The following is a 6,903-nucleotide window of genomic DNA, read 5'->3' on the forward strand; positions in this document are numbered from 1 at the left end:
GCCCTGGTTGTCGCATCGAAACCGCGGCGAACGCCAATCGGCTGATGCCGGTTCGGATAGGTCTTTAGGATGCGATCAGTCGGTTTTCTTGGCTTGGGGAGGTTTGCCGGAGGCAGGTTGGTTGCCGCCTTGTTTGCCTGTCTTCTGTTTTCCAGAGCCTTGTTTTCCACCGCCCTGTTTTCCGGCCCCCTGCTTTCCGCCGCCTTTTGGGTTGCCTTCGGATTTGTTGGCGATCTTCGCCCAGGTATCACGCAGGCCAACGATGCGGTTGAAAACCATCTCGCCGTCTTTGCTGTCAGGGTCGACGACGTAGTAGCCGAGGCGTTCGAACTGCACCCGGTCACCGACTTTCGCTTCGCAGAGTGCCGGTTCGACGTACGCCTTCGTGGTCGACAAAGAATCCGGGTTGATATGGTCCAGGAATGTTTTTCCTTCGGGCACGTTGTCGGGGTTTTCGACCGAAAACAATCGGTCGTAGTTTCGCACGGTCACTTCCGATGCATGGTCGCAACTGACCCAGTGGATTGTGCCTTTGACCTTGCGGCCCGATGTGTCTTCTCCGCTTTTGGTTTCAGGATCGTAGGTGCACAAGATTTCGGTGATGTTCCCGTCGTCGTCTTTGACCACGTCGTGACAATCAACGATGTATCCCGCACGCAAGCGAACCGCGCCGCCTTTCTTCAACCGGAAAAATTTGCGTGGTGCTTCTTCCTTGAAGTCATCGCGTTCGATCCACAGGGATCCCGAGAAAGGAATCTCGCGACTGCCCGCTGACTCATCGCCGGGGTTGTTGATCGCAGACATCATTTCGACGGGCGATCCGTGGTCGGCCCAGTTCGTGATGGTCAGTTTGACAGGATCGAGAACCGCCATTCGTCGTGGGGCGACTTCGTTGAGATGTTCTCGGACCGCGTTTTCGAGTCTCACCACATCGATGGTGCTGTTGAATTTGGCAACGCCGATGTCGGCGCAGAAGGCACGAATCGACTCGGGGGTGTAGCCGCGACGACGTAGTCCGACGATGGTCGGCATCCGCGGATCATCCCATCCGGAGACATGTTTTTCCTGCACGAGTTGCAGGAGTTTGCGTTTGCTCATCACCGTGTAGGTGATGTTCAGCCGGGCGAATTCGATTTGGCGCGGATGATGGATTTCGAGTTTTTCGCAGTACCAATCGTAGAGTGGTCGGTGGTGTTCGAATTCCAACGTGCAGATCGAGAATGTGATCTTTTCGATCGAGTCGCTTTGTCCATGCGCCCAATCGTACATCGGATAGATGCACCACTTGTCTCCGGTTCGGTGATGGGGGACATGTGAGATCCGATACATCACCGGATCACGCAGGTTGATGTTGGGGTTGGCCATGTCGATCTTCGCACGGAGCGTCTTGGCACCGTCGGGGAACTCGCCGGCTTTCATCCGGCGCAGCAGGTCGAGGTTTTCCTCGGGGGTGTTGCTGCGACCGGGGCTGTCTCGTCCCGGTTCGGTCAGGGTCCCGCGGTACTCGCGTGTTTGTTCGGCGGTGAGGTCGCAGACGTAGGCGTGCCCTTCCATGACCAGCTTTTCCGCCCACTGATAAAGCTGATCGAAATAGTCGCTGGCAAAGTGCAGGTTGTCCCACTGGAACCCGAGCCAACGCACGTCTTCTTGAATCGAATCGACGTACTCGGTGTCTTCTTTGGTCGGGTTGGTGTCGTCAAAGCGGAGGTTGCAGGTGCCGCCGAGTTCCTGTGCCAAACCGAAGTTCAGGCAGATGCTCTTGGCGTGTCCGATGTGCAGGTAGCCGTTCGGTTCCGGCGGGAAACGCGTGCGAACACCGTCGAAACGGCCCGAAGCGAGATCCGCGTCGATGGCTTGGCGGATGAAGTGGCGGTGGGTTTTTTCGCCACTAGGGTTGGGATCGCTACCGTTGTTTGGATCGGCGGCGTGATCTGGCGCGGCAGCGTCTCGGTCTGTTGGGGCGTTGGGTTGGGTGTGATCGTTTGGGCGAGAAGCGTTCACGGCGGGAGGAGCCTCGGGAGCGAATGAATCAGATTGAATGAGCCGATAATTGTGACCTTTTCGACCGTTCAGGGGTAGCGGAACTAGACGCATTTTGAAGTTTGACGTGCCCAATCGGTGTAGCTGGAGTCGCCAGAATTCAGGCTTCCGGAACCCAGCCACGTCGGCTGAGTCAATTTAAGCGTGGAGCTAGACGGGAAGAATATGAGAGGCCACTCAAGTGCAGTCCCGGCACCACTTCGTATGTGTCCGGTCGTCACAGTGATCGGACAAGCCAGCGACGAGCGATGTTCGTTTCCGCGACGCAGGCGGGCTGGGCAGAATCACGGCGTCGGAAGAGCCGTCGTCGTTAGTTCAACGCTTCTTCGGTGATCTCTTTCGGCCAAGTGAAACGGAACTCGGTGCCACGCGGCGAGGCGTTGTGAATTTCGATCTGACCACCGGCGGTTTGCACCAGTTTCTGCACGATCGTCAAACCGAGCCCCGCACCTTCATCGCCAGCAGACGGGTGAAGTTTCTGGAAAATCTCAAAAACCTTGCCGTGATGTTTGTCATCGATCCCGGGGCCATCATCGATCACGCTGAACACGTAGTCGCTCGCGGTCTCTTGGCAGGTGATCGCGATCTTCCCTTGATCGCGGTCATGGTGCTTGACCGCGTTGTCGATCAAGTTTTGAAACACTCTCTGCAACGGTTCGCGAACGGTAACCCAGGTGATGTCTTTCTCGGGCAAGACAATCTCGAACGTTTCAGGAACGTCGGATAACTCCACCGAATCTTTGAGGATGTCCTGCAGGCGGACGCTGCGTTGCATGTGGTTGCGGTTTCCGACGCGGGAGTACTCCAGCAGGCCGGAGAGCAATGCGTCCATCCGTTCGACCTGGTCATGCATTTTGCGCAGGTGTTCGAGGACGTTGTCGGGGAGTTCGATGTTGGCATCGGCGGCGTCCTCACGCACCCAACTCGTCAGGTGAATCAGTCCGCGAAGGGGCGCGCGAAGGTCATGCGAGGCCACGTAAGCAAACTGTTCGAGGTCTCGGTTGCTGCGAGCGAGCGATTGCGAGACCGCTTCGCTCTTCTGCAGCATCTTTCGGACTTCCTCTTCGGTCGACTTCTGCGTGGTGATGTCGACTTGGGTTCCGACCATGCGGATGTGTTTTCCCGTCGTGTCGGTGACAAACTGACCTCTGGATTCAAACCACCGATAGCCGCCGTCGGAGTGCTTGAGTCGATAGACGTTCAAGTACTCCTCATCACGTCCCGATTGAAACTCCTCTAGGCAAGCCACCGCCTGGTCATGATCCTCGGGATGCAAGATACCCGTCCAAACGTCGACATCCCACTTCTCGCCGACCTGCATGCCGACTTGATGGTAGAGCTCCGGGGAAACGTAGACGTTGCCCGATTCCAAGTCATAGTCCCAGAAACCAACCTTGGCCGCTTTGATCGCGAGCAAGAGTTGTTGACGATCCCGCTGACTCTGCGTGAGGTCATAGGTGTGGACGATCAAGAACGGTTGATCCGCCGCATCGTCGTTGTACGTCACGTTGACGAGAATTGGGAACTCATTGCCTTCGCTGTCGCGATGAGTTGACTCGTGTTGAGTCCTTTTATGCGTCTTGAATTTTTCCCACGTGTCCTGCCACGAGACCAGTTGGTAACGCGGCGTGATATCGAAGACCTTCATCTTCGACATCTCCTCGGGAGAGTACTTTAGTTTCTCGCAGGCGTGTTGATTCGCATAAAGAAACGAGGCGTCTTCAAGAATAAGAAAGACAGAATGGGAGAGTTGATTGGTTATCTCTTGCCAGTTTAGATTTTCAGTCAACATCAGAATAGGATTCCGCGACGTGTCGTCCTTGATTCATTCACCGTGGAGTAATGTACCACGCGGAATAGTAGGCGTCTGTCACCTATCTACGATTCTTGGCCGTCCTTTGGGTTGAGCAGATCGTAACCGGATAAACTGTCGTCGGTATGATTCTCGAGGTCGTCGTGACTGTCACTCAGTCCGATACCGGAAAGGTCCGCCTCGGACTGCTCGAGCAGTTGATCGCCTCGTACCAACGTACCGTCTTCGAGTTTGGCTCGGAGTTTGGCTTTGGTCGCTTTGATTCGCTCGTTGCGTTCTTCGACTTTGGCTTCGCGGCGTTTGAGTTTGAGATATCGCTTTTTGAAGGCCTCTTCGCCTTTTTCCAAATCGGCCATCCGTTTGGCTAGGTTTTCTTCGATCTCGGCGCGATTCTCTTCGACGGCCGATCGCTCTGACGAGGCCCGGTCATCGTTTGGCCGTGTGTCCGTTGCCGAGGTTTCTGGTTTCGATGCGTTGTCCGATACGCCCTGAGATGAACGGGATTTTTCAGAGGTTGCATTCTGATCGGAGACATCCAGGCCACGCCAATGCCGAAACACCGCTGGGCTGATGAAGATCCCGTTTGCGGCAATCATCATCAGGCCGAACGTGGCCATGCCGAGTCCCAAGGCGATCCCGCCGTGCACCGCAACGGCGACGGCCACCGTGAGCGGACGTGTCCAGCGTGGCCAAACCAACGCACAGTAAAAGATCTCCCAGAACAACGTCACGTGAGTAAGGGCGGTGAAGAACTTCGGGTACGCCGCCATGAAGGTCATGTCCAGCGATTGGTATTCGTAGTTGCCGATTGCGTACCAAAGCGCCGTGCCGTCCCACCAAAGTTGCCCGCGGGCTTTGGCCAGTCCGCCAAACAAATAGATCACGCAGAGATGCAGTTGCAGTAAACGAGTTGCGACGTTGGCAGCGACACTGGGCGCGTCGCAGGGTAAGAGCCAACCGAACGCTTTCGATTGGGGGTCTTTGTTGCGTGTCAAACGGCGACGCAACCATGAGTCGACCGAGAACGCCGCGCCGCATGGCGTGAACGCCAAGTACAGCGTGCAGTAGGTGACGATCTGGTCGAGACCGAAGAGGCTGCCGAGCAACCGATGGATCAACATGAGTTGAAACCACAACGCCAACGGGCCGGTAATCCGTGTCAGGAAACCGACCATGAACGCGGCCGATGCGATCATCGTTACGACGTGATGCAGCCCGATCATCGCGGGGCTGTCGATGTTCCATAAGTACGACCATGCCGCAGTCGGTTCGCCCAACGTGCCGTCATGCAACGCCTGAGAGGTTTCGTTGTTGATCCACGCGTTGGTGCCAACGAACGATTCCAAATCGGTCGCCAAAACGAGGTGCGAATACAGCAGCATCGCTCCGGTGCAGATGCGAAGGATCGCGAGAGTCTCGACATTCCGTGCGGCGAACCAGAATTCATCCCAGGCGTCGAAGAAATCGGTTGCGGAAGTCTTCAGCCTTGTGGCTAGTGATGCGTTCGAACTCATCGAGGTCGGGCTCCTTCCGAGACGCCGGCATCTTCTTCATTCACGTTTGCGGAGCGGGCGGGGGCTCCGGAATCGTTGGTGTGATCCTTTTCGATCGGACGGGTCTGCGGTTGGCCGCTCGGGATTCTCTCACCCGATGGTGCCGGGACACTCTCGCTCGGTTCAGGCTGCGGAAGGTCCTGTGGCATGACGCCTAGCAGTGTCTCCAACGTGATCGGAATGTCTTCCAGTAGAACGTAGGTGGGTGGATCGTTCAGCGGTGTTGGGTTTTCGGCGTACGGCACGAAATCGGGGATCATGTGCTCGAGCCGATCGATGCGAATGTCGATTTTGCCGTATTGATGGCGGAGGTGATCTCGCATCGAATTCGCGATTCGTTCATACCGCTCCCGTCCGGTCCGCCACGCCTGCAGTTCTTCGATCGGGAACTCTTCTCCGACCAATCGAGCTGTCTCGTTGGGCAGGGCCGGTTGGTAGGCGTCGTTCAAAAACTCGGCCAGCATGAAGTGTCGGTGGTAGAGCAACCGAGGCCACTGATCATCGAGGCTCGGATAGAGACGTACCTGCGGGTCGCGGGCAACCGTCTCGGGAGTGACTTCCTCGGGAGGAACGTCGTTGCCGGGGGCGAGTTCGACCCGCATCAAATGGCTCGGTCCCGGGTCGGGCGCAAAGAACGCGTAGCCTCGGTCGAGATATAGAAACTGCCCATAGGCAGCGAGCGGCGAGAGCAGCATCGACACCGATGGCGAAAGGCCGCGCGGGCCTCGGCTTTGAAAGGCGAGCGGAGGGGCGACGACGGCGGAGAGATGCGCCAAAACCAAGACGCTCAGCACGATTCTCAGGCGTCGCGAAATTCGAGGGGAGGTCGGTTGAGACAAGCGGAAACCGGTCGATTGTGGGCGTTGACGATAGTTCTCCCAAAATAGTCAGTCGGACGTCGATGTATAGCCGGGGCGCCGTCATCGATTGACGCACCGCGGTCCGTTCGCCGGTCGACTCGGCGAACCCGTACCGCGGGCTCGGGGGATCGTTACAATCCAATCTCACCGCCCCGTATGGGGATGTTCCGTCTTCGATAAACTAGTGAGTGCATCATGTTTCTACTGTGGTATGTATTGGGCATCGCAGCCTACGCCGCCTTTCGGACGTTACCTGGCTGTTTGTACACAGTCTCCCCGGATCAAAGGGCGGTGAAAACGCGGTTCGGCGCGGCCGAGATTCTGCCGATGGTCGCCGAGTCGCCCGACATCGCGCCGCCGATCGATCCTAGCCTGACCAATGAAGAACGCGAGCGGTACTCTTACCCGCAGGTCCGCGTCATCGGACCGGGCGGCCCCTATTTCAAATTGCCATGGGAGACCGTGCACCGTGTGAGCGTGGCGACACACGCGGTCGATCTTTCGTGGGACCCGTCCAAACGGCAGGACACAATCGAAGCGGTCACGAAGGACAATTTGACCACGGGAGTTAACGGACAGATTCGATACCGGATCAGCGAGAACAATCTGTATCCCTATCTCTTCGGTGTCAAAAGTC

At 57.0% G+C, this 6,903-nt stretch carries 5 protein-coding genes; 1 reads left to right on the plus strand and 4 read right to left on the minus strand.

From position 1 onward, the window contains the following. Positions 1-75 precede the first annotated feature (75 nt). From RSSM_RS13065 to RSSM_RS13080, 4 genes are all read right to left on the minus strand, one after another. Complete coding sequence (locus tag RSSM_RS13065) at positions 76-2,001, minus strand: glutamine--tRNA ligase/YqeY domain fusion protein (protein WP_008679261.1); 1,926 nt, start codon at positions 1,999-2,001, stop codon at positions 76-78. Between the two features lie 349 nt (positions 2,002-2,350). Continuing rightward, positions 2,351-3,832: a PAS domain-containing sensor histidine kinase gene (locus RSSM_RS13070; RefSeq protein ID WP_008679264.1), complete on the minus strand. Its 1,482-nt coding sequence runs from the start codon at positions 3,830-3,832 to the stop codon at positions 2,351-2,353. Between the two features lie 86 nt (positions 3,833-3,918). Then, the gene (locus RSSM_RS13075; protein WP_008679266.1) at positions 3,919-5,367 is read right to left on the minus strand and encodes an HTTM domain-containing protein; all 1,449 of its coding nucleotides are present in this window, start codon (positions 5,365-5,367) and stop codon (positions 3,919-3,921) included. Further along, positions 5,364-6,245, minus strand: coding sequence for a hypothetical protein (locus tag RSSM_RS13080; protein WP_201767200.1), 882 nt, complete (start codon positions 6,243-6,245; stop codon positions 5,364-5,366). The genes RSSM_RS13075 and RSSM_RS13080 overlap by 4 nt, the downstream gene beginning before the upstream one ends. 216 nt (positions 6,246-6,461) lie before the next feature. On the opposite strand from RSSM_RS13080, the gene RSSM_RS13085 reads away from it, so the two are divergent. Continuing rightward, the coding region (locus RSSM_RS13085; protein ID WP_008679271.1) for an SPFH domain-containing protein at positions 6,462-6,903 on the plus strand (442 nt) is incomplete at its 3' end.

Origin of the sequence: Aporhodopirellula sallentina SM41, from assembly GCF_000346505.1 — a bacterium.
In the GTDB taxonomy this organism is placed as follows: Bacteria; Planctomycetota; Planctomycetia; order Pirellulales; family Pirellulaceae; genus Rhodopirellula; species Rhodopirellula sallentina.